The organism is Dawidia cretensis (assembly GCF_018598175.1).
GTDB classification, from domain to species: Bacteria; Bacteroidota; Bacteroidia; order Cytophagales; family Cyclobacteriaceae; genus Ohtaekwangia; species Ohtaekwangia cretensis.
Map to the genome: position 1 here is coordinate 74,581 of NZ_JAHESE010000015.1, position 24,781 is coordinate 99,361.

The 24,781-nt window shown below is 52.3% G+C and carries 22 protein-coding genes and 1 tRNA gene; 12 read left to right on the forward strand and 11 right to left on the reverse strand.

Features of this window, described 5'->3' with window-relative positions; genetic code table 11:
* The first annotated feature begins 3 nt into the window (after positions 1-3).
* A complete protein-coding gene (locus KK062_RS15580; RefSeq protein WP_254085246.1) occupies positions 4-1,947 on the forward strand; it encodes a TOL_0244 family TonB-dependent receptor in 1,944 nt (647 codons plus the stop codon).
* A complete protein-coding gene (locus KK062_RS15585) occupies positions 1,935-2,525 on the forward strand; it encodes a TOL_0243 family YfiR-like periplasmic protein (RefSeq protein WP_254085247.1) in 591 nt (196 codons plus the stop codon). Before KK062_RS15580 ends, KK062_RS15585 begins: the two co-directional genes overlap by 13 nt.
* Here the strand turns inward: KK062_RS15585 and KK062_RS15590 are convergent.
* Positions 2,414-2,803, reverse strand: coding sequence for an alpha-N-acetylglucosaminidase C-terminal domain-containing protein (locus tag KK062_RS15590; RefSeq protein ID WP_254085248.1), 390 nt, complete (start codon positions 2,801-2,803; stop codon positions 2,414-2,416). The genes KK062_RS15585 and KK062_RS15590 overlap by 112 nt on opposite strands.
* Before the next feature lie 331 nt (positions 2,804-3,134).
* Here KK062_RS15590 and KK062_RS15595 point away from each other — a divergent pair, with 331 nt between their 5' ends.
* Together KK062_RS15595 and KK062_RS15600 are read left to right on the forward strand one after the other, a co-directional pair.
* Positions 3,135-4,235 carry an alpha/beta hydrolase family protein gene (locus KK062_RS15595; protein WP_254085249.1) on the forward strand — a complete coding sequence of 367 codons (1,101 nt, stop codon included), beginning with the start codon at positions 3,135-3,137 and terminating at the stop codon, positions 4,233-4,235.
* 38 nt (positions 4,236-4,273) lie between these two features.
* Entirely contained in the window at positions 4,274-5,176 is a 903-nt protein-coding gene (locus tag KK062_RS15600; RefSeq protein ID WP_254085250.1) for a helix-turn-helix domain-containing protein, read from the forward strand.
* Positions 5,177-5,405: 229 nt separating this feature from the next.
* On the opposite strand, the gene KK062_RS15605 is transcribed toward KK062_RS15600, so the two are convergent.
* From KK062_RS15605 to KK062_RS15620, 4 genes are all read right to left on the reverse strand, one after another.
* A tRNA-Asp gene (locus KK062_RS15605) sits at positions 5,406-5,479 on the reverse strand.
* A 113-nt stretch (positions 5,480-5,592) separates the two neighbouring features.
* Positions 5,593-7,083, reverse strand: coding sequence for a caspase family protein (locus KK062_RS15610; RefSeq protein WP_254085251.1), 1,491 nt, complete (start codon positions 7,081-7,083; stop codon positions 5,593-5,595).
* Between the two features lie 34 nt (positions 7,084-7,117).
* Positions 7,118-8,011, reverse strand: a complete 894-nt coding sequence (locus KK062_RS15615) for a hypothetical protein (protein ID WP_254085252.1) — start codon at positions 8,009-8,011, stop codon at positions 7,118-7,120.
* Positions 8,012-8,094: 83 nt separating this feature from the next.
* Positions 8,095-9,525, reverse strand: coding sequence for a caspase family protein (locus KK062_RS15620; RefSeq protein ID WP_254085253.1), 1,431 nt, complete (start codon positions 9,523-9,525; stop codon positions 8,095-8,097).
* A 109-nt stretch (positions 9,526-9,634) separates the two neighbouring features.
* Between KK062_RS15620 and KK062_RS15625 the strand changes: the two genes are divergently transcribed.
* Complete coding sequence (locus tag KK062_RS15625; RefSeq protein WP_254085254.1) at positions 9,635-9,802, forward strand: hypothetical protein; 168 nt, start codon at positions 9,635-9,637, stop codon at positions 9,800-9,802.
* A 13-nt stretch (positions 9,803-9,815) separates the two neighbouring features.
* Here KK062_RS15625 and KK062_RS15630 read toward each other — a convergent pair whose 3' ends face one another.
* On the reverse strand, positions 9,816-10,445 hold the full coding sequence (locus tag KK062_RS15630) for a TetR/AcrR family transcriptional regulator (RefSeq protein WP_254085255.1): 630 nt from the start codon (positions 10,443-10,445) through the stop codon (positions 9,816-9,818).
* Between the two features lie 70 nt (positions 10,446-10,515).
* Between KK062_RS15630 and ggt the strand changes: the two genes are divergently transcribed.
* The 3 genes from ggt to KK062_RS15645 all read left to right on the forward strand — a co-directional run bounded on the left by ggt (position 10,516) and on the right by KK062_RS15645 (position 14,108).
* On the forward strand, positions 10,516-12,207 hold the full coding sequence (ggt, locus tag KK062_RS15635; protein ID WP_254085256.1) for a gamma-glutamyltransferase: 1,692 nt from the start codon (positions 10,516-10,518) through the stop codon (positions 12,205-12,207).
* Positions 12,208-12,327: 120 nt separating this feature from the next.
* Entirely contained in the window at positions 12,328-13,398 is a 1,071-nt protein-coding gene (locus tag KK062_RS15640) for a sensor histidine kinase (RefSeq protein WP_254085257.1), read from the forward strand.
* An 11-nt stretch (positions 13,399-13,409) separates the two neighbouring features.
* Positions 13,410-14,108 carry a LytR/AlgR family response regulator transcription factor gene (locus tag KK062_RS15645; RefSeq protein WP_254085258.1) on the forward strand — a complete coding sequence of 233 codons (699 nt, stop codon included), beginning with the start codon at positions 13,410-13,412 and terminating at the stop codon, positions 14,106-14,108.
* A 3-nt stretch (positions 14,109-14,111) separates the two neighbouring features.
* Here KK062_RS15645 and KK062_RS15650 read toward each other — a convergent pair whose 3' ends face one another.
* From KK062_RS15650 to KK062_RS15670, 5 genes are all read right to left on the reverse strand, one after another.
* Entirely contained in the window at positions 14,112-15,278 is a 1,167-nt protein-coding gene (locus KK062_RS15650) for an ATP-binding response regulator (RefSeq protein ID WP_254085259.1), read from the reverse strand.
* A gap of 11 nt (positions 15,279-15,289) precedes the next feature.
* On the reverse strand, positions 15,290-15,721 hold the full coding sequence (locus tag KK062_RS15655; RefSeq protein ID WP_254085260.1) for a response regulator: 432 nt from the start codon (positions 15,719-15,721) through the stop codon (positions 15,290-15,292).
* Between the two features lie 5 nt (positions 15,722-15,726).
* Positions 15,727-16,836: a sensor histidine kinase gene (locus tag KK062_RS15660; RefSeq protein ID WP_254085261.1), complete on the reverse strand. Its 1,110-nt coding sequence runs from the start codon at positions 16,834-16,836 to the stop codon at positions 15,727-15,729.
* A 362-nt stretch (positions 16,837-17,198) separates the two neighbouring features.
* Complete coding sequence (locus KK062_RS15665) at positions 17,199-18,755, reverse strand: OmpA family protein (RefSeq protein ID WP_254085262.1); 1,557 nt, start codon at positions 18,753-18,755, stop codon at positions 17,199-17,201.
* A gap of 42 nt (positions 18,756-18,797) precedes the next feature.
* Entirely contained in the window at positions 18,798-19,460 is a 663-nt protein-coding gene (locus KK062_RS15670) for a DNA-3-methyladenine glycosylase (protein ID WP_254085263.1), read from the reverse strand.
* Positions 19,461-19,513: 53 nt separating this feature from the next.
* On the opposite strand from KK062_RS15670, the gene KK062_RS15675 reads away from it, so the two are divergent.
* The 4 genes from KK062_RS15675 (at position 19,514) to KK062_RS15690 (ending at position 24,723) form a co-directional block, all read left to right on the forward strand.
* Positions 19,514-20,365, forward strand: coding sequence for a DUF2911 domain-containing protein (locus KK062_RS15675; protein ID WP_254085264.1), 852 nt, complete (start codon positions 19,514-19,516; stop codon positions 20,363-20,365).
* Positions 20,366-20,553: 188 nt separating this feature from the next.
* A complete protein-coding gene (locus KK062_RS15680) occupies positions 20,554-21,906 on the forward strand; it encodes an amidohydrolase family protein (RefSeq protein ID WP_254085265.1) in 1,353 nt (450 codons plus the stop codon).
* A gap of 8 nt (positions 21,907-21,914) precedes the next feature.
* Entirely contained in the window at positions 21,915-22,811 is an 897-nt protein-coding gene (locus tag KK062_RS15685) for an aldo/keto reductase (RefSeq protein WP_254085266.1), read from the forward strand.
* Positions 22,812-22,857: 46 nt separating this feature from the next.
* A complete protein-coding gene (locus KK062_RS15690; protein ID WP_254085267.1) occupies positions 22,858-24,723 on the forward strand; it encodes a gamma-glutamyltransferase family protein in 1,866 nt (621 codons plus the stop codon).
* Positions 24,724-24,781 lie beyond the last annotated feature (58 nt).

Consider the following 24,781-nt stretch of genomic DNA (forward strand, 5'->3'; position numbering starts at 1 on the left):
GACATGAAACGACAACCCCATACGCGCAGTGTCAAATGGGTCAGGACCGCCACGCCGATCCTGATGTGCATTTTCTGCATCAATGTCCATCCCGTTAAAAGCCAGGATCTGGAGGTGAAAAAGCTCAAGGCATTGAGCATGGAAGAGTTGATGGAAATAGAGGTGATCTCTGTTTCAAAACGCAAAGAAAAGATCCTCGAGGCCGCCTCTGCCGTTCAGGTGATCACCTACGAGGATATTCGCAATTCCGGCGTAACGAGTTTGCCCGAAGCGCTGACGTTAGCCACAAACCTGCAGGTAGCCCAGGTCAATGCCAGCCAGTGGGCCATCAGCGCGCGTGGTTTTAACAATGTGTTGGCCAACAAGCTACTGGTACTGATCGATGGCCGGGTGGTGTATACACCGATGTATGCCGGCGTGTTCTGGGATGTGCAAAACCTCGTGCTCGAGGACATCGAACGGATTGAAGTGATCAGCGGGCCCGGGGGTACGATGTGGGGTGCCAATGCCGTCAATGGTGTGATCAACATCATCACCAAAAACACCCGCGAAACCCAGGGCCTCTATGCAGAAGCAGCCGCAGGAACGGAGCTTCGCGGCCTGGGCAGCCTGCGCTATGGTGGAAAGTTTTCAGATAAACTGTCGTACCGTATATATGGCACAACATTCAGACGCGACAACACCATGTTCCGCGATAGCATAGAAGCCACCGACGACTGGCAGGTAGCGCAGACCGGGCTGCGGCTGGATTGGGAACCTACGGCCAATGACGCGGTAACTTTTCAGTCCAATTTCTATGACGATCGCCCCGATCCGGACGGCGATCATCCCGTGGTGGCCAGTGGATCCAATGCTCTCGCACGATGGAACCACTCCGTTTCAGAACGCTCGGATGTCCAATTGCAAATGTTCTATGACAAAACGTGGCGCGACTTCCGGAATGGTTTTGCCGAGAAACTCCATACATATGATATCGAAGGTGTATCACGGCTTGCCCTCGGAAAAAGACACATCCTGCTGTACGGACTTGGCTTCCGGATGATGGATTACAATGTGAGAAACCTGGAGCTATTCGCTTTTAAACCGGCACAAAAATCACTGTATCTTTATAACGCTTTTGTTCAGGACGAAATCTCCCTGGCCAAAGAAAAGCTCCGTCTTACCCTGGGATTGAAAGTAGAGCGAAATACCTATACCGGCTTCCAGTATCAGCCCAATGTGCGGCTCACCTGGATGGCATCACCAAGCCAAACCGTCTGGTTCGCGGTGTCCAGGGCCGTGAGAAATCCCGCACGCATAGACCGCGAGTTTTTTCTCTACCTCACTCCTGAGCTTCCCTTCATTGCCGGCAGCAATTTTCAATCCGAGAAGCTGATCGCCTATGAGCTGGGGTGGAAAGCAAAAACTCATTACAATCTTACCGTGTCCGTGTCGGCTTTTTACAACCGGTATGACGACATTCGCAGTGTCGAACCCGGGCCGCCACCGTTTGGCATTCCTGTTACGTTCGGCAATGGGGTGAAAGGCGATACGCATGGTGTCGAGTTATTTCTGACGTATCCTGTTACGTCGTCATGGAAACTTCGGTTCGGCTATACGTACCTGAACAAAGATCTCACGCTCAAACCCGGCAGCGCCGATATGAATAACGGTACGGCCGAAAGCAATGATCCCAACGACCAGGCATTGCTTCAATCCACCGTTCAATTGTTTAAAGGACTGCGGTTAGGCACCGTGCTGCGCTATGTCGGCAGGTTACCCGAGCCCTATGTATCCGAGTATGCCGACCTCGATGTGAGCATCGCCTTGAAAGTAACCCGCAGGATCGAACTAAACGTAACCGGGCAGAACCTCCTGCAAGATCATCATACGGAGTTCATCCCGGACAACCCCGCGCCGAAAGACATCGAGCGGGGTGTATATGGAAAATTGATATGCAGATTCTGAAAAAACTTTTTATCAGCCGGCCTACAAGCCCCGGCTCCGCAGCAATACTGTGCATGGCCATTGTGACCCTTATGGTCCTGCCCGGTATGCGTACCCCTTTTCAGGAGACATCAGAAAGCAAGGCCAACCAGGTAAAAGCAGTCTTTCTCTATAACTTCACACAATTCGTGGTATGGCCGCAGCGCATATTCAACAACGAAACCTCGCCTTTCGTCATCGGCGTGCTCGGAGAAAACACTTTTGGACCCTACCTGAATGAGGTCATTGAAAGCGAAGGAGTTGACGGGCATCCCATTGTTGTCAGGCACTACAAGAGCATCACGCCCGATATCGACGAATGCCAGATCCTGTTTATTGACAAATCCTTCCCAGCCGTCAAGCAAGCCATCGAAAGCCTCAAAGGCAAACCCGTGCTGACCGTGAGTGATAGCGAAAACTTCATGCGTCACGCCGGCATGCTACGATTCTACATCGAAGGCGGCAAGCTCAGGATCGAGATCAACCAGGAAGCCTCCCATAAATCCGGTCTCGAGGTCAGCTCCAAGCTACTGCGGATAGCCACGTTGTACAAAGAGTAATGTTCGTGTAACACGTCACTTCGCAGCCAGCCTGTCTTTATACTTTGCATAGAGTGCTTTTGCCACAGCAGCGGAATTGCCCACCGGCACGGCCGGATATTTTTGGGAAGTAGCATTGGCCTATTGTCGGTTGAGTATTCATGAAGCTTGCTTTCCTTGTCACCCCAGAGCGTTATCAGGTCCCTGGCGTTGAATTCATAGAGGTCCTGCTCGTGGTCGACGAAGATCGCCCAGGCCCTGAAGAGCTCGCGCGGATCGTAATCCAGCTTGGTCAGCACCGTGCCCCTCGCTCCGACAAAGTGGGGCGGACCACGATGATTGACTCCGGTGTGCCTTCGCTAAGCCCACCGTTATACACCGTCCGCTCCAGGATCTGCCCTGTGCACTGTTGTTGCCGAATTCTGTGTATTCCTATTTACCGAAATTTGTGCATTGCTAATTGCCAATTACACCACGGGATGTTGACATAATCTCTCAGCTAAATCCACCTTACAGTCTACCGAAAACAATTTCATTGGTTAGGCTACGTAATCCACTATTTAGGCTACTTTTTAAAAACGGCTGTTAATGATATTTGCTCCACCTAACAGGAATTACCAAATAAAATAGATGTCTACTGACGAAACACCTCCACACAAAAGGCGGACGTTCTTGAAAAATGTTGCCACGATCGCGGGGATCAGCATGATCGCACCACTTGCCAACTCAGCATCAACGTTTAATCATGAAAACGCCATTGAACAAAACCCAGAAAACAACAAACAAAAAAACGAATCAAACCCTATGAAGCATGTTAAAAAAGATGTTCCGTTCATTACCTACACACCGGTAGTCATTCCCGTTCCAGGCCGTCAGGTAGATCTCGAAATGAAAATATCTGCGCCTGCTACAGGCAACAATCTGCCGATCTTGGTTTTCTCACACGGTCATGGTCCCTCAACCTTCCTATCTTCACTGAAGGGCTATAATCCACTGATTGAGTTTTATGCCGCCCAAGGATTTGTTGTCATTCAGCCTACACACCAAAACTCAAAAACGTTGAATCTTAATCTGAATGGACCTGAAGGGCCATTGTTCTGGAAATCACGCGCACAGGATATGCACTTCATTGTCGATCATCTTGATCACATCGCCGCTGCGGTTCCCGGATTGAGCAGTCGCATCGACAAGACACGAATCGCAGCCATGGGACATTCAATGGGAGGTCATACATTGTGTATGCTCTCTGGCATGACAGTAACAGATCCATTAAGTGGTGAGAAAGTGCATCTACCTGAACCAAGATTCAAGGCTAGAGTAATATTAGCCGCTCCAGGTAAGGGGTCAGACCTGGCTGCATTCGCATCAGAACACTATCCTGTGCTTAAGAATAATGACCTTGCAACGATGACATTGCCAGCGTTGGTGGTTGCCGGTGATAAGGACAAGAATCCAAATTTCTCAGATCGTGATGATTGGCGCGCTGATCCATACACGTTCAGCAAAGGTCCTAAATGTATGTTTACCATCTTTGGCGCAGAGCACATGCTTGGTGGAATTTCGGGCTACGACGTAGCGGAAACTTCCGATGAAAATCCAGAACGTGTTGCCTTCGTTAGAGAATCCATTCTTGCGTATCTTCGTAGTACGCTCTATTCAAACGATTCGAGCTGGGAAGATCTGAAGAAAGAAGTAAACGGCGGAACGAAAGGGCGGATTGACTGCAAGTAATATAGTTTAATTGGGATGCAATGAGTAAAATGGAGATCATGACACACAAATTTGGTTCACTGTCCGACCTGCATGAGGTGTTAGGCCTGCCTGCACCATTGCATCCCTTGATAACCTTGATAAATAATGTTGATGCTCACGTTCCGCTTGAGAACTTGCCCAATCCGCATGTGCTTAATTTTTATAAAATCTCTTATAAAGTGAATTTTCGTGGGAGCTTTAAATACGGTCAACATTTCTATGATTTCAATGATGGAGGCATGTTCTTTGTTTCTCCAAACCAATTCGTAGGCGATCATGACAGGACAAAAGATCATTCTTGCTTCTCCTTGCTCATTCACTCCGATTTCCTGCTGCCTTATCCATTATCAAAAAAAATCAAGCTTTATGGGTTCTTCTCATATTCCGCTAATGAAGCGTTATACCTCTCGGCAAGCGAAAGGAATGTTATTATGTCAGTATATAAAATTATTGAGCATGAACTCAACAATAACAAAGACGACTTCAGTCAGGATGTAATTATTTCCCAAATCGAGTTGTTGCTCAATTATTCAAACCGGTTTTATAAACGCCAATTTACAACCCGGCAAGAGGTAGGTAATGACCTATTGCGAAAACTCGAAGAAATTCTTAATTCTTACTTTAATACCGAGCAGACAATTAAGTCAGGCGGCATTCCGACTGTAGCCTTCCTTGCCGAGCAACTCAAGCTTACGCCAAGCTATCTGAGTGATATGTTGCGTTCTTTAACAGGACTGAACGCACAACAACATATCCATCAAAAACTCATAGAAAGAGCCAAATATAAATTGTCAACTAGTCAGTTGACCGTAGCCGAAATTGCCTACCAGCTAGGCTTTGAACACCCGCAATCGTTCAGCAAGTTTTTCAAGCTTAAGACAAAACTTTCTCCCCTGAAATTCCGGCGAACTTCAAACTGAGATAATTTCGTCGCCGAGTTTTTCAACGTTGCCTATCGAGTGAACTGTGACCTCCAATCCCTGAAACTTGCCTGCCGTGCCCACTTGAAAGTCGGGTAGCCTTTCCAAACAACTCACCGATTTCACTCAAACAGGGTTGAGTTTAGATGAATTACCTGAACGTAGTAAAACAAAAAGCCTGCAATTCATTACGATTTGCAGGCCATTGAATAATTTGATAATGAAGATGCGGACCGGACGGGACTCGAACCCGCGACCTCCGCCGTGACAGGGCGGCATTCTAACCAGCTGAACTACCGGTCCGTTTCACCCTTTTCGAACGATATTCCGTCGAAAGGGAGTGCAAATATAGCGCGGACGTTATGTTCTCCAAATATTCAGAAAACATTTTTTTGCGATGCCCGACGCCGCTGCGGCTAGTTGAATTTGAAATAGAACTCGCCAACGATGTTCGAGCTGTCCCAGGTGTTCTGTTTGTTGGCCGAAAGTTTCAGTACGTTGGCCCGTACCTCTTTGAATACCTGCTCGATGGTCAGCCCCGGCTTGCGCATGGCTTTGAGTAACTCCTGCGTGTAGAGACCGTTACGACCTCCGCCGTCGGCTGCTACGGAGCCGGGGGCAGTGGCATAGGCAATGAAAGAGCCGCGCGCCCGGCGCATCTCCCCTAGCCCGCCCGATAGGGATCGGTTCACGGCCGGGAACGGGTTGTTCCGACAGGCGTCGAGTATGACGATGTTCATGCGAGCGTTCGAGCGCTCCATGTTGCCCAGGACCATGCGCTGTGTCGGAAAGCAATACCGGGCAATGTCATCTTCAAACTCCACACTGGCATCGACGGGCACCAGATAATTTTCCTCTTCGTGGCGCACGCCGTGGCCGGCGAAGTAAAACAAGGCAACGGTATTGTCTTTGTCCCCCGCATCAATCTTGTCTTTGAATCGAAGCAACGCCGCCCGAATCTGGCCATAGGTGGCGTTGGTTAGCAAGGTTACATCGAAGTTGGATGCCTGGAGCTCCTTCGCCATGTCACTGGCGTCGTTCACTGGATTCTTTAACACCCCCACAGTCTTGGGATATGCACTGTTGCCAATGACAAGCGCATACCGCCTCTCGTTCCTGTACTCATCCGCCAGGCTGGGCTGTGCAGGTACAACGGGTTGCGTGGTGGCTGCCACGGGCGTTGTCTCCGGTTCCTTTTTCGCGGGGGCAGTGTCCTTGCGTATAGCCGGTGTGTTTGCCTCCGTGCGATGCTGCGGCTGTTTGCTTGTGGGCTTGGTATTCTTGGTTATGGCTGTTGTAGCATTGTTGGTCGTGGTAGCCGTATTGGCTTCTGGTGTATTGCTGCTGCCACGCGAGGCCACTCCTTGCTTCTCCAGCTTGTCGAGCTCGCGCCGAATGTCGGTATTGCCCGGTGCCACCAGGCTGCCTTCTTTCAGGTCTACATACGCCTTGGGCAACTGCCCGGCGCGCACATACAGCTGGCTGCGCTCATAGAGCAGCTTAGCTTTGGCATCCGGCTGCTCGCCGAGCAAACGCAACGCGGCGCTATACGCGTCTATAGCGTCTGATGTGGCGCCCAGCTTGTCATGGGCCTTGGCTTTAAACCAATAGATGTTGCCTTTGTTGGCGTGGTCGCGCAGGATGGTCTCTTCAAAGTCGGGGATGGCGTGCGCGAAGTCGTTCGTTTTGTAATAAGCCAATGCGCGAAGGTAAAACACCTCCGGGTCGAGGGCTTTGTCGCGGGTGTTCTTGGTGAGGTACAACGAAAAGCTTTCGATGGCTGCGGAGTACTTGCCCGCCGCGTATTGGTCGTAGCCTTTCTCATAGTACTTAAACTGTGCGCTGACGCCGAGAGGCAACAGGCATATGAACCATACAACACGAAAAAAGTATTTAGACATGCTCATGACACTGTACGTTCTTCGAAGTCAGGCGTGGGTGCTAGAAATTAAACGAAACGCCGAACTGAAGGTTTACCGACGGGAAGCCTTCTTTCGTGATCGGGTACTTTTGCATTTTTTCCATAAAGCCGTTAAAGTCGTTGCCGAAGTATTGATCATCACTATACGATTCGGTGCTGACAAACGAGACGGGGAACGTGTAGCCGATCGACACTTGTACAAACCCGGTAAACTTGCGTGCAGGAAAGAACTCCAGCCCGGGTCCTATAAAGATCCCGCCGGTGACCTGGTCCTGTTCCTTCAGCTCATCCGAGACCGTGTAATCGTCGAAGGGCTCGTCGAGGGGCTCGCCGGCCACTCGGTCGAAGGTTCCATCATCCTGCCATTGCGTTTCATCTTCCAGGTCTCCGTAGTTGAACAGAAGGTTCATCGTGCCGGTAACTTCGGTTCGTGTGACGTACGAAATAAACGGTTTGGCAAAGACATACGCCGACACCACCGAATTATCGCGCACGGGTATTAGGTTGAGCTTTATGTTCATAGACAGTGATACCAGGCTCAAATCTCCACCTTCCAGCTCGTAATAGATCCCTTCATAGAATGGACCATTGCCATTATTGAATGGCCCGCCGATAAAGGCATTGTTTATACCGGTCTCGCCCGGATCATAGTCAAACTGCAGAAACGACAACGACGGCCCGATAGATAACACACGATTCAACCGTTTCTGATAGCCGATTTCAAAGTTCGCCCCGGCTTTATAGTCGCCGATGTTCTTGCCGAGCGTCCACGATGGACCGATATCAATAAAGATGCCCTTACTGCGTCCGATGCGTTCTTTCTTGGTAATGACGCCTTCGTCCTGCGCCGCTGCCTGAAATACGACACCTGCAATAAAAATAAGGGAGACTGCCAGACGTATAGATGTTTTCATATAGAGGGGAATACAGCACTGGAAATATAATATATCCCGGGTGACGACCGAGCCGTCCCCCATGTTCATGGAGCCGGGTAATGTTATTGCGGGATCTTGAAGTAGAACTCTCCGATGATGTTCGAGCTATCCCAGGTGAATTGCCGGTCGCCCGACAGGCGCAGCACGTTCATCCGCACTTCCTTGAATACCTGCTCGATGGTGAGGCCCTGTTTGCGTATTGCTTTCAGTAGCTCCTGCGTGTAGAGCCCGTTGCGGCCACCACCGTCGGCGGCGACGGAGCCGGGGGCTGTGGCGTAGGCAATGAATGACCCGCGGGCACGTTTCATCTCGCCCAGACCACCGCCGATGGACCGGGTCGTGGCCGGGAAGGGGTTGTTGCGGCAAGCATCGAGAATCACAATGTTCATGCGTGAATTGGTCTGCTCCATGTTGGCCAGCACCATTTTTTGCACCGGAAAACACATGCGCACGATGTCGTCATCAAACTCCACGTTGGCGTCGATCGGCACCAGGTAATTTTCGTCCTGGAACTGCACGCCGTGGCCCGCGTAATAAAATAGCCCCACCGTTTGGTCTTTTGGACCGTTCGCCAGGTTCTGCTGAAACTTGCGCATCGCCTCCCGCATCTGCACATAGGTGGCATTGGTCAGCAGCTGCACTTCGAAATTGGATTTGCGAAGCTCGGTTGTTACATCCGTCGCATCGTTCACCGGGTTTTTCAACGTACCTATGGTTTTGGGATATGTGCCGTTGCCGATCACCAGGGCATAACGTTTTTCATCCTTGTACGCCGCCGCCAGCGAAGCCACCAGGCTGGCGCTGGACGATGTTTCCTCAGCCGGCTGCGATGCAGGCTCTACCGGGGGCGTTGTAACAACTTGGGTATTTGCCACTTGAGTGGTGGCCGGTTGCTTCCTGGCAGGTGTCTGGGTAGACGCGTTTGTATTCTTTTTGACGATTACCTGAGTCGTCTTTTTCTCGGTCATGTTGCCGGCAGGCTCGTTGCGAACCACGGCGGTTTGCGATGGGTCGAGCTCTTTGGCGGTGGCCAGGTCTTTGTTCGCAGCCTCGCGGTTGCCGTGACGGCTGTAGTACTGTGCGCGGTCGGCCAGAATCTGGGCGGTAAGCTTTCTGTTGCGCTCGGCGCTGGTGAGGGCCTCCTGATATTCGGCTTCGGCAGGTTTGCCCTGCTTGTCGTAACAACGGGCTTTAAACCAATGGACCTGCCCTTTGTTGTAGTGATTCAGTTCCAGACACTTATCCAGGTCGGCCAGGGCCTTGTCGGGTTCGTTGGTGAAATAATAGGATTGACCACGGTAGAAATACAAGTCTTCGTCGTAGCGCTTGTTCCGTTCGGGGTTCGCAATAGCGCCGGAGAAGAGGTCGATTACGCCGGCATAGTTGGCGGACCTGAATTTTGCGATACCTTCGTCGTATGTGGCAGCATCTTGCGCAAACGCCAGGGGCCACAGCAATAGCCAGGCGGCGAGAACCGATAGGGACTTTTTCATAGGGAGGGCGAAATATCCTTAAAGGTACGTATACGGGAAAAATTATGGAACCGTTTTACCCTAGAACAATCTTGAAAACAAAAAATGTTAATTTTAGGGCCTCTGCCGCATGAGAAGACCACTGTTTTATTTGATTCTGATTGCCTTGCTCCTTCCCGCCTGCAGCAAAAAAGGCACAACCATCACCACTGTGAAACCGAAATACCACCACCGCTGGTACGATCGTAAGAAAGACCGCCATACACCGCGCATAAAGAAATTGCGGGTGCGAAACTGACGTCATCGCCCGCTTATCCCAATCCCTTGACGACAAGGTCGATGTTCTTCCGGAAATAGTTCTTCGGAGGATTCAGTTGATTTACATGCGCCGTCACCACGCCGCCGACAAATACGGCGTTGATCAGGTTGGTAATATCACGGGTCGAGATCGTCTTGGTAATCTCCTTACGGAAGATCGCTTCCAGTATGCACTTCTCGAGCATCTGATCGATCGACATGATCTCGATATTGATTATACCATCAATCGATGGATGAAACATGCGCTTCTCTTCCGGCTTGATAGGAAATGGTTTGGGCGAACGATTTAAGTCGGCCAGATAACCGGCCAGGCTTAACAACAACCCGGGGTGCTCTTCGAACTCGTCGCTGAGACGATCGAATAAATAGTATATTCCTTGCAGGCCTTCGCGGGGCTTGAGTGCAAATTCGACTGAACGTGCCAGGCACCACGCGCGAAAATAGTATAGCAGGATATCTTCCTTCTGTGGGAAGTACTTGAACAATGTGACCTTGGAGATCTTTACTTTGTCACAGATGTCGTCGACATATAAATCTTCGAACGACTTTCTCCCAATTAACTTGAGGGTAGTTTCCAGCACTTGCACTTTCAGGCGCGCGGCCTTTTCTTTTCTCAGGCTCATGGTTTTGGTCTTGTCACTTTCTAAACAGCGTGGGAAGTAATACTTTTAACCTGACTTAACCAATGTCCGCATGCCGAAACGCCTTTATCTGCTTTTACTTGCCATAAGTACAGTTGCCTGTCAGCAACACAGCGTACGAGAGCGCGTTACCGGCGTCCTGGCGGACTCGGCCATGGTCGTGTCGGCGCACCCGTTAGCGTCGCAGATCGGTGTCGCCATCCTGCGGCGTGGGGGCAACGCGGTCGATGCTGCGGTAGCAACACAACTGGCCCTGGCCGTAGTATATCCCAACGCAGGCAATATTGGCGGCGGTGGCTTTATGGTATTACGCCAGGCAAACGGCAACCTCGCCACCCTGGACTACCGCGAAAAAGCGCCCCTCGCCGCGACACGCGATATGTACCTGGACAGCGTCGGCAATGCGGTCGACACCCTGAGTTCCGAAGGCCATTTATCGAGCGGTGTACCGGGATCGGTTGCCGGCCTCGTAGAAGCACATGCTAAATACGGACGTCTGCCGTGGAAGGACCTCGTACAGCCCGCCATCGACCTGGCGCTAAACGGCTTTGTCATGACGAAGCGCGAGGCCCGGGGGCTGAACGCCTTGCAAGAGCAGCTCATCCTGCTGAATTCAGTGCCTCCCTCCTTCCTGATACGCGAGGCTTGGCAAGCCGGCGATACTATCCGCTGGGAAGACCTGGGCCACACCCTGGAGCGCATACGCGATCACGGGCAGGCTGGCTTCTACGAAGGCAAAACAGCCGATGACATCGTCGCCGAAATGAAACGCGGTCACGGACTCATTACCCACGACGACCTGAAGGCTTACAAAGCCATCTGGCGCGACCCGATCATCGGCCAGTATAAAGGCTACAAGGTCATCTCGATGGCGCCGCCTTCCAGTGGCGGCATTGCGTTGCTTCAACTACTGCGCTCGGTAGAGTCTTACCCCATCGGCGACTGGGGCTGGAACTCGGCCAAAGCCATTCACCTCATGACAGAAGCGGAGCGCCGCGTATATGCCGACCGCGCAGCCTACCTGGGCGACCCCGATTTCTACCGCGTGCCCGTACGCGCATTGACGAGCGCACTCTATACCGACGAGCGCATGAAGACCTTTGACCCGCGCAAAGCCACCCCGAGTAACACGATCAAAGAAGGTGCTCTGGCAATGCACGAGTCATCGCAGACGACGCACCTGTCGATCGTAGATCCCGAAGGCAACGCCGTAGCGGTTACGACAACGCTCAACGACTCCTACGGATCGAAAGTGATCGTAGCCGGCTCGGGCTTTTTCCTGAACGACGAGATGGACGACTTCAGCGCCAAGCCCGGTTCACCCAACATGTATGGCGTGGTTGGCGGCGAAGCCAACAAGATCGAACCCGGCAAACGCATGTTGAGCTCGATGACACCCACCATCATTGAAAAGAACGGCCGGCTGGTGATGGTCGTCGGCACGCCCGGAGGCTCAATGATCATCACCGCCGTGTTCCAAACGATCGTGAATGTATTGGATCATCACATGACCATGCAGGAAGCCGTCGCCGCCAAACGTGTGCATCACCAGTGGCTGCCCGACACTATCGCGTTTGAATGCGGGGCCTTCTCGCGCGACGACAGCCTGACACTGACGGAAATGGGCCATGCTTTTGAAGGCTACCGCGCGTTCTGCCGCGTCGACGCCATTTTGGTGCGGCCAGACAGCACACTGGAAGGCGGCGCCGACCCGCGCGGCGACGATGCCGCGGTGGGCTTCTAACACACCGTTATTTCAGGGGGCGGTATGGGTTTTCGGATGGGTGCAGCAAGCCTGCCACCGACGGCCCGTGCATTTCATCGGCGCCCGTGTTACCTTTACTGGATTAACTTCTGAAGAACGTTGAAAAACCGCGTACCAGGTATCTTTAAAAACAGGGCCTTCCAGCATGTCGTATTCTGGCTCGTACATCTTGTCTTTTATGGCACACTGTACGGCAGCTTCGAAGACAAGTATCGCCAGACGTTCTCGGAAGAGCTCATGTATCTGCCCGGCAAGCTCGTCTTCACATACTTTACGCTCTACTTCCTCCTGCCCCGCTTCCTGCTGACCGGCCGCTACGGCATGTTCATCCTGTGGTTCGTGACATCCTCCTTACTGGTCGGGCTATGGCAGCGCTATATCGCGTACGAACTACATTATCCCATGTACTACCCCCAGGGGCTGAACGATCCCTTTGTCCATTTCGGGAAGATCATTAAGATGGTCGTCGGCATCTACCCGATTACATTCACTGCGGTCACCATCAAGCTGCTGAAGCATTGGTACACCAACCAAAAGGCACAGCAGATATTGAAAGAGGAAAAGCTGCAAGCCGAGTTGAAGTTCCTGAAGACACAGATCCATCCGCACTTCCTGTTCAATACGCTCAACAATCTCTATGCGCTCACGCTGAAGAAATCGGAACGCGCCCCCGACATGGTACTCAAGCTTTCCGAGCTAATCGACTATATGCTTTACGAATGCTCGGGCGATGCCGTCTCATTGGAGAAAGAGATTAAGTTTATTCAAAACTATATCGACATCGAAAAGATGCGCTACGGCGACAAGCTCGACGTGGACTTGCAGGTGACGGGCGACATCCAGGAGCGTGCCATTGCACCGCTGATCATACTACCGTTTGTAGAGAACTGCTTCAAGCACGGCGCAAGCGAATCGCTGGTACAGTCGTGGGTAAAGATCCGCATTGACGTGCAGCCCGCAACGATCATTGTAAAGGTCGAGAACAGCAAGGCCGAAAACGGTCATGGCCGTAAGGAAGGCATCGGCATACAAAACGTAACCCGACGCCTGGACTTGTTGTTCCCCGACCGCTATACCTTGAAGATTGCCAACGAGGCGGCTACATTCCTGGTGGTGCTAACGGTACACGACACGGCGTCTCTTCGGGAGAAAATAAATTTTGCGGCTTAGCTATACCTGTTATGAAATGCATCATCGTTGACGACGAACCCCTGGCGATCGAGATCCTTGAATCGTACGCCGCCAAGCTCGACAACTTAGAGATTGCCGGCACCTTTCGCAACGCCCTGGCTGCGTTCACCTTTTTACAGGAGAACACGGTCGATGTCATCTTCCTGGACATCCAAATGCCCCGCCTGTCGGGCATTGACTTCCTGAAGACCTTAAAGAATCCACCGAAGGTCATCTTCACAACCGCATTTCGCGAATATGCCCTGGAAGGATTTGACCTGGAAGTAACCGACTATTTATTGAAGCCGATCTCGTTTGAGCGTTTTCTAAAGGCCGTAGGCAAGGTGCAGTCACCGCAGGTGACATCGCCACCTCCCCCCGCCGAACCACGCGACAGCTATGTCTATTTTAAAGTGGACAAGAAGATGATCAAGACGCGCATTGCCGATATACTCTATATCGAGAGTATCAAAGACTATGTAAAGGTGCGCACACCCGACAAGGAGATCATTACCCAGCAAAAGATCAGTTACCTGGAAGAAAGCCTGCCCCGCGAAACATTCCTGCGTATACACCGGTCGTTTATCATCAACGTCGATCGCGTCGACGCGTACTCGGCTACCGAGATCGAGATAGGCAAACACAGTCTTCCGATCGGGCGGAACTACAAACAGGACGTTTTAGACGCCCTGTCGAAGAATGTATTCTAACGATCAGGACGCTTGTTGCTGCGTCGTAATCAACGGCACGATCTCTTGCTTATTGGGAAGCCTGATCTCGAAGGTTGTTCCCTCACCAAAATTCGATCGTACCTGGATCGCGCCGCCGAGCTTGTCGATAGCCTCCTTTACGATGTAAAGCCCGAGCCCCGCCCCTTCACTTTTGGCGGTGGCGCGGAAGAACATGTCGAATATTTTGGTAATCAGCTCGGGAGAAATACCGATGCCGTTGTCTTCAAAATGAATAAAGGCATCGGTGCGCGTAACCCGCACGTTTATGCGGATAAACTGCCGCTCTTTGGTTGCCGCGCGGTATTTAATGGAGTTTGATATCAGGTTGTTAAAAATCACAATCAGCCGGTGCGCGTCCGAAAACAGTGGCACGTCTTCTTCTACCTGGATCTCTTTGTCCATGCCTTCTGAGCCCGACAGGTAACGCATACGGTCGAAGGTCTCTTCAATCAGGCCGCGCAGGTTGACACGTTCGATGCATACCTCGCTGCGGGCATTGCGCGAATAATCCAGGATCTCTTTGAGCGTCTCGTCCAGCTTGTAAATGCTGTGCTCGATACGGTTGAAGTATTCGTGAAAGAGCTTTTGATGGTTGTCGTCGTCCATCTTGGCCAACTGTACGAGGCCCAATACCGACATCAATGGCGCGCGCAGGTTGTGCGACACGCTGTAGACAAAGCTATCGAGCTCCTTGTTAATCTTGGTCAGCTCTTCATTCTGCTTACGCAGGGCTGTTTCGGCCTGGCGACGACGGGTCTCCACCTGCCGTTGGCGCATGGAGTTGGCGATAGCCGACGACAGGCGCGCGAGATTTGACTTGAGCACATAGTCGTCAGCCCCCTGCTTCAAACAGCTCACGGCAAACTCTTCCGACACGGTGCCGGTCACGAGTATAAACGGTACGTTGTAGCCGTGCTCCTTACAGATCTTGAGCGCTTCGATGGAGTTGAACTGAGGCAATGAATGATCGGACAGGATCACATCAGGCAAAAATGCCTGCAAGGCCTGTACAAACTCGTCGCGCGAATCGACTTGTATGGACGTAAAGTGCACACCGTCGCGCGAAAGCGCGTGCTCGATCAATCCCACGTCGTCCTGGAGGTCTTCTAGCATTAAAATCTTCAGTTCCCTTTTAAAAGCGGATTTCATACAGCGGTTTTTTAAATCTCTATATTTGGTGCCTGGTTGAGAATCATCCAGAAAAAACCAATCTCGGAAACAGCGTGTACGAATTTGTCGAATTCGACAGGCTTCACGATGTAGGCGTTGATTCCCAATTTATAGGTTTCCAGTATATCACGTTCTTCTTTGGAAGATGTCAGCATGACCACGGGTATGATCCGTTTGGCTTGGTCTGCTTTGATCTTTCGCAATACCTCGAGGCCGTCTACCTTGGGCATCTTGAGGTCGAGCAGAATAAGCTTCGGCATGTTGCTTTGCTTTTCTGAGAACAGAAAATTCAAAGCCTCTTGGCCATCCTGCAAATGGAGCAGGTTGTTGGCCAGGTGGTGTTTACGCAGCGCACGAATGGTGAGCTCCGCGTCGTCGGCGTTGTCTTCTACAAGCAGTATTTCTACAGCGGTTGATTCCATATACGTTATCGGTCATTTGGGTTTACCGTACGCGGCAGAGCGAAAAAGAAAGTAGCCCCTTGATCCGGTACCGCTTCGGCCCAGGCCCTCCCGCCATGACGGGCTACAATGCGATATACCAATGCCAACCCCACGCCTGTCCCCTCAAATTCATCATCCCTGTGCAGCCGTTGGAATACACCGAATAGCTTGTGTACATACTGCATATCAAATCCTACGCCATTATCACGGACTGAATATACGATCTCTGTGCCTGTCTCAAAAGCATTAATCCATACTTGGGGAAATTCTTTCTTACTGCTGTATTTAACAGCATTAGAAATCAGGTTCGTCCACACCTGCCGGATGAGGCCTATATCCGCCACCACCGGCGGCAGTGTGTGTACGTGAACTCGCAGCGTTTCGTGCGTTTTTCGATCGATGTTGTCGGCCAGTAAAGCATTGACAAGATCAGCCATATTTACCTTTCCAGGGTGCAGTGTGCTTCGGCCCACATGCGAAAAGTCGAGCAGATCGTCAATGAGTCGCCCCATTTTCTGCGCATTTTTCATGACCGTATTGGCTATACGCCGGCCGTTGGCGTCAAGCTTTTCGCCATATTCGTCCTGTAAAATCTGTGAATAACCGTGAATCGACCGCAATGGTGCACGTAGATCGTGTGACACCGAATACGTGAATGCTTCCAGCTCGCGGTGCAGGTGCCCGGCATTTTCTTCGGCACGGGTTCGTCCGGCCAGGTGCACCTGGAGTGTCCCGAACACTGCCGCCAATATGAGGACCGTGGTACCCAGGAGGGAAATAAATGCCACATCGGTGTGCCATATGCGCCGGCTCATTTCAGCTTCGTGCTGATGGAGCTGTTGTGTCTGTTGATATTGCATAGAAGCTACTACTTGCCGGATGCTATCCATAGTGACCTTATCCCCGGTCTCCCTATCCGCCGCCCGTACCAGGGTGCGCTCGAGGTGATACAGCACATCATCCAGGTGTGACACCTTCCGGCTCGCCGAAAGCAGCGCGCGGTTGTTGATGTGGGCATAAACACCAAGGCTTATCAGAATCGATACCGTAATGATAAATCCGCCAATCACTTTTTTTTCGACATAAAGCTTCATCCTGGTCGCTAAACAATCCAAGTCCAAATACCACACTGTCAGTCGTTCTCAGTGCACAGGACGAACACGTCTGTGCTTCCGAAACCTCTTGGCCGCCGTCTGCGAATGTACGCGTATTGAAACAGGATAGACCACCCGGATGGGCTCCTGAGATCCCGGAACGGACCTCTTCACTATATTACTGGCATAATATGCGCGATGATATACCTGTCCTACGAATCGTTATAACGCTGTGCGTCATTCGATACAATAGCTGCAACACAGTAAGTTATACTTCTTTAACAACGGAGGTATCTATGGTTTTATTCGCCTAACGGTATACCTAATCAAGTTAAATTTTGAGAAAAAAGCAAACGGAGCGTTTACATTTTTTTAATAGTGAATTCCACACGTCTGTTCAACTGCCGTGTTTCCTCCGAATCATTGCTCGCAATGGGCATGGCGCCGCCATATCCTTTTCCGGTAATGCGGTTTTTACTAATACCATGCTCTATTAAATAATCACGCACTTTGTCGACACGGGCCTGCGAAAGCTTCACGTTTTGTGCGGGTATCCCGCGATTATCGGTGTGTCCGGCCAATTCGATCTTAACGCTTGGGTTAGCGTTCAGAAAGCCTACTATAATGTCAAGTTCCGACGACGAGCCCGACAACAGATTGGTTCGGCCTTGCTCAAACAACACACTACGCAACGCTACGGTCGCTCCTACTTCCAGCGGCTGCAGTTTAAAGTTCATCTCCAACGCCGACATTTCGTACGTGCGAATGTTCAGCTTTTCCAGTGTGCTGATGTATCCGACGGCTTCAATGCGCACTTGATATTCCTGCGCGGCGTCTACCTGCACCGTATAACCTGCAGCTTCAGATGCTTTTGCTTCTTTTGTAGCCGTACTGACCGTAAAGGTAATGTTTGCCGGGATCGACTCGCCTGTTTTGGAATTCGTTACACGGCCGTAAACGCGCACATGGTTGTCATCGATCCCCCCGACCAGTGTCGGGACCGTCGCAGTGTCGATCTTCACGATGACAGGCTGCTGCAGTGGTTCGTTGCGTCCCTGGAATTTAATGTCACCATAACCATCGCTGTTTTTGGTGCTGGTGAACAGCGCCAGATCCTGTACGGCATATGGACGATAGAAAAGGTCGCGGCCTTCGGTGTTGATGTCGCCGAGATTTTCGGGCTCGGTCCAGTTCGTCCAGGTGTCGTCCAGGCGTGTGGCCTTGTAGATATCGAAGCTGCCGCGGCCTTTACGACCGTTGGCTGAGAAGTACAAGGTGCGGCCGTCGCTGCTCAACGCGGGGCATAGCTCTTGAAACTGCGTGTTAATAACGGAACCGAGGTTGCGCGGCTCCGTCCAGTTACCGGACATGTCTTTGCGGGTCACGTACAGGTCTTCCACGCCACGGGTGCCATAGGTCTCCGCGGAAAAGACAAACACGTCGCCGGCAGGCATCATCGTGCCGTACAGGGCACCGGCTTTATTCTGAAAATACGGAATCGTAATGTTGACAGGCTCCCCCCAGCCGGCCCCTGTGCGCTGCGCCCGGGCAATGCCCTGGGTGCGCGGTGAGGCACCGCCAGCAGCATAATGGCTCAACAGGTACACGCTGTTGCCGTCTTCCGCGAATCCGGCTACACCGTTAAAGGCGCGGTTGTTCAGCAGCGGACCCGCGTGTATAGGTTCTGACCAGGCGTGGTCTTTCAAAACAGCGTACCAGATATCACCGGGGTCTTTCAGGCCGCCGGTGTTGTTGGGGTGGTTGGCAATGGTAAAATAGAGGGTCTTCCCATCCGGACCGAGTACCGGATTCAATTCGTCGTAGGGCGAATTGAGAAATTCAAGTGTTCCGCTTTCCAACGGCTGCGCTGTGGAAAGAACTGCGATGCTAAGGAGGGTAAAAAATACAAAGACTCTCATGCCGAACAAACTAACTAATTTCAAAGATATAAATTTCGCGGCTCACTTGCTCACCCAGCGATTGCCTTTGATAGTAAATCGCCAGGGGAGCCTGGCATCTTCGCCGGCATAGTCGATCCCGATACGGGGACTGACCTCGATCCGGGCCGGCGTGATCCTTTCGCCACTATCCTCCAACCAAACTTCGTGCTCAAGCAACGATTTTCCATTTAACTTTCTATCAATGCCCATGGCTCTGGTTAATTTGCCGGGGCCGGAGGTCAGGTGAAAAAGATTCTTCAGCGCCCCCCGGCGAATTTGCATCTCGGGCAAGCCGACGGTAGGCTCTAAAGCCCGCACCAAAACCGCCTCGGCTGTGCCTGCTTGGTTGGTGGTCACATTAAAGAGATGGTGCATGCCATAGCACAAATAGACATACGCACTTCCACCGGTTTCAAACATAATGGCATTGCGGGCAGTCTTTCTCCCCTCATATGCATGGCAACCTCGCTCTTTCCACGAATAGGCCTCGGTCTCGACAATCATCCCGGCGGTGGGAATACCGTTCTGTTGGGTGTACAATACTTTCCCCAGCAGCTCGCGCGCAATCTTGACGACGTTGTCGCGCTCATAAAACTCTTGTGTCAATCGCATACGGCTGTCGGCCCTTTGCAGGGCACGTTCAACATTTAACAGGTTATTTAACAAATATTGAAAGATAACCATTCAAAACCTTGTTTAACTTGCGCGCTTTAAAACCACCAAAATATTTAACCACCATGAAAAGAACGATTTGGATCGCACTGCTTTTTGCCGCCGGCCTGTCGGCCAGCGCGCAAGTAAAGACGCCGGCCCCCAGCACGGCAGGATCCGTATCCACCACCGTCGGCCTGACGGATGTTAAAGTAAGCTACTCCCGTCCCAGCATCAAAGGCCGCAAGATTTTCAGCACCGACGCTGCGGCCCTTGTTCCCTATGGAAAGATTTGGCGCACAGGCGCTAACCAGGGTACCGTCATATCGTTCTCCGACGATGTGAAGGTAGAAGGTGTATCCGTACCGAAAGGCGACTACCTGCTGCTGACCTGGCCCGGCGAAACCGAGTGGACCGTATCCCTGTATAAAGACGTAGCCATGGGCGGCAACACCGGTGCCTATGATAAGTCAAAAGATGCCGCGAACTTCAAAGTGAAAGCTTCAACGCTCGCCGAAAAAATCGAAACACTGACCATCAACATCGGCGACATCGCCGCCGACAACAAGAGCGCCAAGGTTCAGGTAGCCTGGGAAAACACCTCGGTGAAATTCACCGTTGCCGTGGACTACGACGCACAAGTGATGAAGTCGATCGAGCAGAACACCAAGGTGAGCCCGAATAACTACTTCCAGGCCGCCGTATATTATCTGGAAACTGGTCGCGACCTGAACCAAGCCCTGACCTGGATCAACGAAGCCTCCAAATCAAACCCTGACGCCTTCTGGATCCTGCACCAAAAAGCAAAAATCCAAAAAGCATTAGGTGACAAGAAAGGTGCTACAGAAACTGCAAATGCTTCCATGGCCAAAGCGAAGACCGCTGGCAACCGTGACTATCAAATGATGAACGAAGACTTGATCAAGTCGATGAAATAATCGCTTCGCGCGAACTGGCAACAGCTTTTTTTCAAATGAGCACCCCGTCCTCTATTACCAGTAGACGGGGTGTTTTTTTATCCTCGCTCTCACTCCCACGCTCACTCCGTTTTTCGACCTCTTATCCGGATTTCTGCCACCTGCCTCAAACATTTTCCTAACTTGTTTTCATAACCCCTTACATCCAGATGAAAACCTTTATCGCTTTCCTGCTGCTTCTCCCATTTGGGCTGTGGGCGCAAACACCGGTAGATTCACGTCAACAGCCCCTGGTCATTACACACGTCAATGTAATTCCCATGGATGCGGAACGGGTACTGGCCGACCAGACCGTCGTCATCGAACAAGGCAAAATCAAAGCGATGGGTACGAAGGTGAGCTATGGCAAGAACGCCCTGGTGATTGACGGAAAGGGAAAGTATTTGATTCCCGGCCTCGCGGAGATGCATGCGCACGTGCCGCCGGTCGACGACCTTGAACCCGCCAAAGAAGTGATCACACTCTTCGCCGCGAACGGCATTACCACCATCCGTGGCATGCTGGGCCACCCGCGCCACCTCGCGCTACGCGGCATGCTGCAGCGCCACGAGATCATCGGCCCCGACCTTTACACCTCCGGCCCTTCGTTCAACGGCATGAGCATTACCTCTCCTGCGGCGGGCGCCGACCTCGTGCGCAAGCAAAAATCGGCGGGCTATGATTTTCTAAAGCTCCATCCCGGCCTGACACGCGAAAAGTTTGATACCATCGCCTTCACCGCAAAGCAGGTAGGCATCCCGTTTATCGGCCACGTATCGTCGGGAGTCGGCATCTGGCATGCCATCAAGTCGGGCTACTCTTCTATCGATCACCTCGATGGTTTTGTCGAAGGATTGGTGCCCGGTATCGAGCGTATGAGCGACCAGCAGATCGGTCTCTTTGGTGTTTTCGTAGCCGACCAGGCCGATACCAACAAGATTCCTGCCTTGATCCAGGGATTGAAAACCGGCAACACCTGGGTCGTTCCGACACAAGCACTGGCCGAGCGTTGGATCGCCCCCGGCATGACACCCGAAGCCTTCCGCGCCGAAGCGCCCTCCCGCTACATGAAAAAAGAAACGGTCACCCAGTGGTGCGAAGCCAAAACAAACCTGGCCTCAAACCCGCTCTATAATCCCGAGGCGGTGTTACGCTACGTCAAGCTGCGCCGCCGGCTCATCCTGGCGTGTCAGCAGCAAGGTGTTGGGTTGTTGTTGGGATCCGACGCGCCCCAGGTGTTTAATGTGCCAGGCTTCTCCGCCCACCAGGAGCTGGAGTATCTCGTGCGTTCAGGTCTTACCCCGTACCAGGCCCTGCGGACGGGTACCGTTAACGTTGCTACCTACCTGCATCACGCCGATGCCGGCGTAGTAAAGACCGGTAATGTAGCAGACCTGGTACTATTAAATGGCAACCCGCTAACCGACATCACACAGACGCGGAAGATCGATGGTGTGATGATGCACGGCTACTGGCTGTCGCGTGCCTACCTGGATCAAGAGCTCAAGAAATTGGAGAAGTAAGAACCACTATGAACTATCGCCCGCTCTCTAAAACATCGCTTCGCATCAGCGAGATCAGCTTCGGCTGCATGTCGCTCGGCGACGATCACGCTGCTAACAAAGCGTTGCTACACCAGGCCTTCGATCGCGGCATCAACTATTTTGATACCGCCGATCTGTACCAGGGGGGCTTTAATGAAGAAACAGTCGGTCGTGCATTCGCCGGCATGCGCGACAAGGTCATTATAGCGACAAAGGTGGGTAATCAACTACGGGCCGATGGCAGTGGCTGGGATTGGAATCCGCGCAAAGAATATATTTTGCAAGCCGTCGAGGCGAGCTTACGGCGACTACAAACCGATCATATCGATCTATACCAGTTGCACGGTGGTACAATCGATGATCCCATCGACGAAACAATCGAAGCATTTGAATTGTTACAAAAACAAGGAAAGATCCGGCATTATGGCATCTCGTCCATTCGGCCGAACGTGATTCGTGAATATTGCCGCCGATCGCATATAGTGAGTGTAATGATGCAATACAGTGTACTGGATCGCCGTCCCGAGGAATCGTGTTTGGAGTTACTGCAGAGGCATCAGATCGGTGTGCTGGTGCGGGGCGGTCTGGCGAGTGGATTATTGATCAACAAACCGGCGAAGACTTACCTGGCGCACAGCGCGGAGGCAGTGGAAAAAGCATCGGCCGCAGTACAACGAGCGGTAACCGGCGATGCATCGAAAACTTCTGTGGCGTTGGGCTATGTGCTTCACCACCCTGCGGTAACCAGTGCGGTCGTAGGCATTCGCACGGATGCACAGTTAACCGATATCGTCGAAGCCGCACGTCATACTACCGTAAGCGAGTCGTCGTGGCAAGAATTACAGCAGTCCGTTCCGCAGTTGGTCTACGACCAGCACCGATAGTATAAATGTTCTATGATCCCGTTTTTTCTATCTGTATATTCCTGCTATGGCACGCACCCGAAACCTACTCCTGATCCTGACCGGTATACTTGTTACCACCGGCGTTTATAGTCAAACTTTTAACGCCCGTATTCAAGGCACACAAAAACCACCCTTGCATGGCCGCCACTGGATGGCCGTTACCGGTAAGCCGCTCGCCGCAACAGCCGGTGCCATGGTCTTTCAGCGTGGCGGCAATGCCGTGGATGCTGCGTGCGCCATGCTGGCGGCAACCTGCACCATGTGGGACGTGCTGAGCTGGGGCGGTGAAACACAAGCGCTGATATACAATCCCAAGACGGACAAGGTCATTGCCCTCAATGCCCTCGGTGTTGCTCCTACCGGCGCCACACCGGCCTTCTATAAAGGCAAAGGCATGGACTTTCCGCCGGAGTACGGTCCGTTGGCGGCCGTTACGCCCGGCACGCCCGGTGGGCTTTGCACCATGCTTGCCGAGTGGGGCACGCTTAGTTTGCGCGATGTATTGGCTCCGGCCATGCAGATGGCCGAAGGATATCCCATCGAAGCCCAGGCGGCCAACAGCATCGAGCGCAATAAAGAGACGATCAAACAGTGGCCGTATTCCAGAGCCGTTTTTTTACCGCACGCCGGTCAGGAACGCGAAGCTCCCGCTGCCGGTGAAATATTCAAACAAGACGACTTACTCCAAACGTTGCGTAAATTGGTTGAAGCAGAGCAACAGGCCCTGAAGAAAGGTAAGAGCCGCAAAGAAGCTATCTACGCCGCCTACGATCGTTTCTACAAAGGCGACATTGCCGCCGAGTTTGCCCGCGGCAGCCAGGAACAAGGCGGCCTTATCACCCAGTCAGATCTGGCCAACTGGAAGGTAAAGATCGAAGAGCCTGTATCCGTACGCTATAAAGGCATCGACGTCTACAAGCTCTCTTCCTGGACCCAGGGCCCGGCCATGTTGCAGACCCTGAACATCCTCGAAAATTTCGACCTGAAAGCCATGGGCTACAACTCCGCCCGCTACATGCACACGCTCTACCAGGCGATGAACCTCGCCTTCGCCGATCGCGACTTCTACTATGGCGATCCGGCGGTTGCTCCAGACGAACCGTTGAAAGGCCTACTCTCGAAAGAATATGCCAAAATGCGCGCCAAAGAAATCAACCCTGACCGCAATCACGCCACGGCTGGTCCGGGCGACCCCTACCCCTTCGAACAAAAAATCAATCCCTACCAGACACTCCTGCGCCAATGGAACCAGGCCAGCAGCACACCGGTACCATCACCGTTAGACGAGACTTACCTGGCCGACTTCCACCGAGGCACTACCTCCATCGAAGCGTCCGACGAATCCGGCTGGGTTGTATCCGTCACTCCCAGTGGCGGCTGGATCCCCGCCTGCATCGCCGGCAAAACGGGCGTCGGCATGAGCCAACGCATGCAGTCCTTTGTATTAGACGAACGCCAAAACCCCTTCAACGTATTAGAACCCGGCAAGCGCCCACGCGTAACACTCACGCCCGGCCTGGCCATGAAAGACGGCAAACCGTTCCTGTCGTTTGCTGTACAAGGCGGCGACAGCCAGGACCAGGACCTGCTGCAGTGTTTTTTGAACGTAGTGGAGTTTGGCATGACAATTCAAGAAGCCGTAGAAGCACCGAACATTGTGAGCTATCAGATGCGGTCTTCGTTTGGTAACCATGATCGTAAGCCAGGTGCTATTACTGTAAACACCCAGACGCCGGACTATGTCTTGAGAGAACTCAAGAAGATGGGGTATAGTATCGGCGTGGACGAACGTACCGCTGGGCCGATCAATGCTATCTATTTCGATCGCGAGCATGGCACGTTCTGGGGCGGATCGGGAAATCATGGTGAGGACTATGGAATTGGCTGGTAGCTGATTTGGTTCGGTGTCCGCGGGATGGCATCCTGATGCCAATTTAATCCGGGCTCCC

Excerpts from the sequence above, each read along its gene's own strand:
- KK062_RS15585 (WP_254085247.1), top strand. The coding sequence starts at position 1,935 with ATGCAGATTCTGAAAAAACTTTTTATCAGCCGGCCTACAAGCCCCGGC.
- ggt (WP_254085256.1), top strand. The coding sequence starts at position 10,516 with ATGCCGAAACGCCTTTATCTGCTTTTACTTGCCATAAGTACAGTTGCC.
- KK062_RS15690 (WP_254085267.1), top strand. The coding sequence starts at position 22,858 with ATGGCACGCACCCGAAACCTACTCCTGATCCTGACCGGTATACTTGTT.
- KK062_RS15665 (WP_254085262.1), bottom strand. The coding sequence starts at position 18,755 with ATGAGAGTCTTTGTATTTTTTACCCTCCTTAGCATCGCAGTTCTTTCC.
- KK062_RS15625 (WP_254085254.1), top strand. The coding sequence starts at position 9,635 with ATGAGAAGACCACTGTTTTATTTGATTCTGATTGCCTTGCTCCTTCCC.
- KK062_RS15600 (WP_254085250.1), top strand. The coding sequence starts at position 4,274 with ATGACACACAAATTTGGTTCACTGTCCGACCTGCATGAGGTGTTAGGC.
- KK062_RS15680 (WP_254085265.1), top strand. The coding sequence starts at position 20,554 with ATGAAAACCTTTATCGCTTTCCTGCTGCTTCTCCCATTTGGGCTGTGG.
- KK062_RS15620 (WP_254085253.1), bottom strand. The coding sequence starts at position 9,525 with ATGAAAAAGTCCCTATCGGTTCTCGCCGCCTGGCTATTGCTGTGGCCC.
- KK062_RS15595 (WP_254085249.1), top strand. The coding sequence starts at position 3,135 with ATGTCTACTGACGAAACACCTCCACACAAAAGGCGGACGTTCTTGAAA.
- KK062_RS15650 (WP_254085259.1), bottom strand. The coding sequence starts at position 15,278 with ATGAAATCCGCTTTTAAAAGGGAACTGAAGATTTTAATGCTAGAAGAC.
- KK062_RS15630 (WP_254085255.1), bottom strand. The coding sequence starts at position 10,445 with ATGAGCCTGAGAAAAGAAAAGGCCGCGCGCCTGAAAGTGCAAGTGCTG.
- KK062_RS15645 (WP_254085258.1), top strand. The coding sequence starts at position 13,410 with ATGAAATGCATCATCGTTGACGACGAACCCCTGGCGATCGAGATCCTT.
- KK062_RS15610 (WP_254085251.1), bottom strand. The coding sequence starts at position 7,083 with ATGAGCATGTCTAAATACTTTTTTCGTGTTGTATGGTTCATATGCCTG.
- KK062_RS15615 (WP_254085252.1), bottom strand. The coding sequence starts at position 8,011 with ATGAAAACATCTATACGTCTGGCAGTCTCCCTTATTTTTATTGCAGGT.
- KK062_RS15685 (WP_254085266.1), top strand. The coding sequence starts at position 21,915 with ATGAACTATCGCCCGCTCTCTAAAACATCGCTTCGCATCAGCGAGATC.
- KK062_RS15660 (WP_254085261.1), bottom strand. The coding sequence starts at position 16,836 with ATGAAGCTTTATGTCGAAAAAAAAGTGATTGGCGGATTTATCATTACG.
- KK062_RS15670 (WP_254085263.1), bottom strand. The coding sequence starts at position 19,460 with ATGGTTATCTTTCAATATTTGTTAAATAACCTGTTAAATGTTGAACGT.
- KK062_RS15580 (WP_254085246.1), top strand. The coding sequence starts at position 4 with ATGAAACGACAACCCCATACGCGCAGTGTCAAATGGGTCAGGACCGCC.
- KK062_RS15675 (WP_254085264.1), top strand. The coding sequence starts at position 19,514 with ATGAAAAGAACGATTTGGATCGCACTGCTTTTTGCCGCCGGCCTGTCG.
- KK062_RS15655 (WP_254085260.1), bottom strand. The coding sequence starts at position 15,721 with ATGGAATCAACCGCTGTAGAAATACTGCTTGTAGAAGACAACGCCGAC.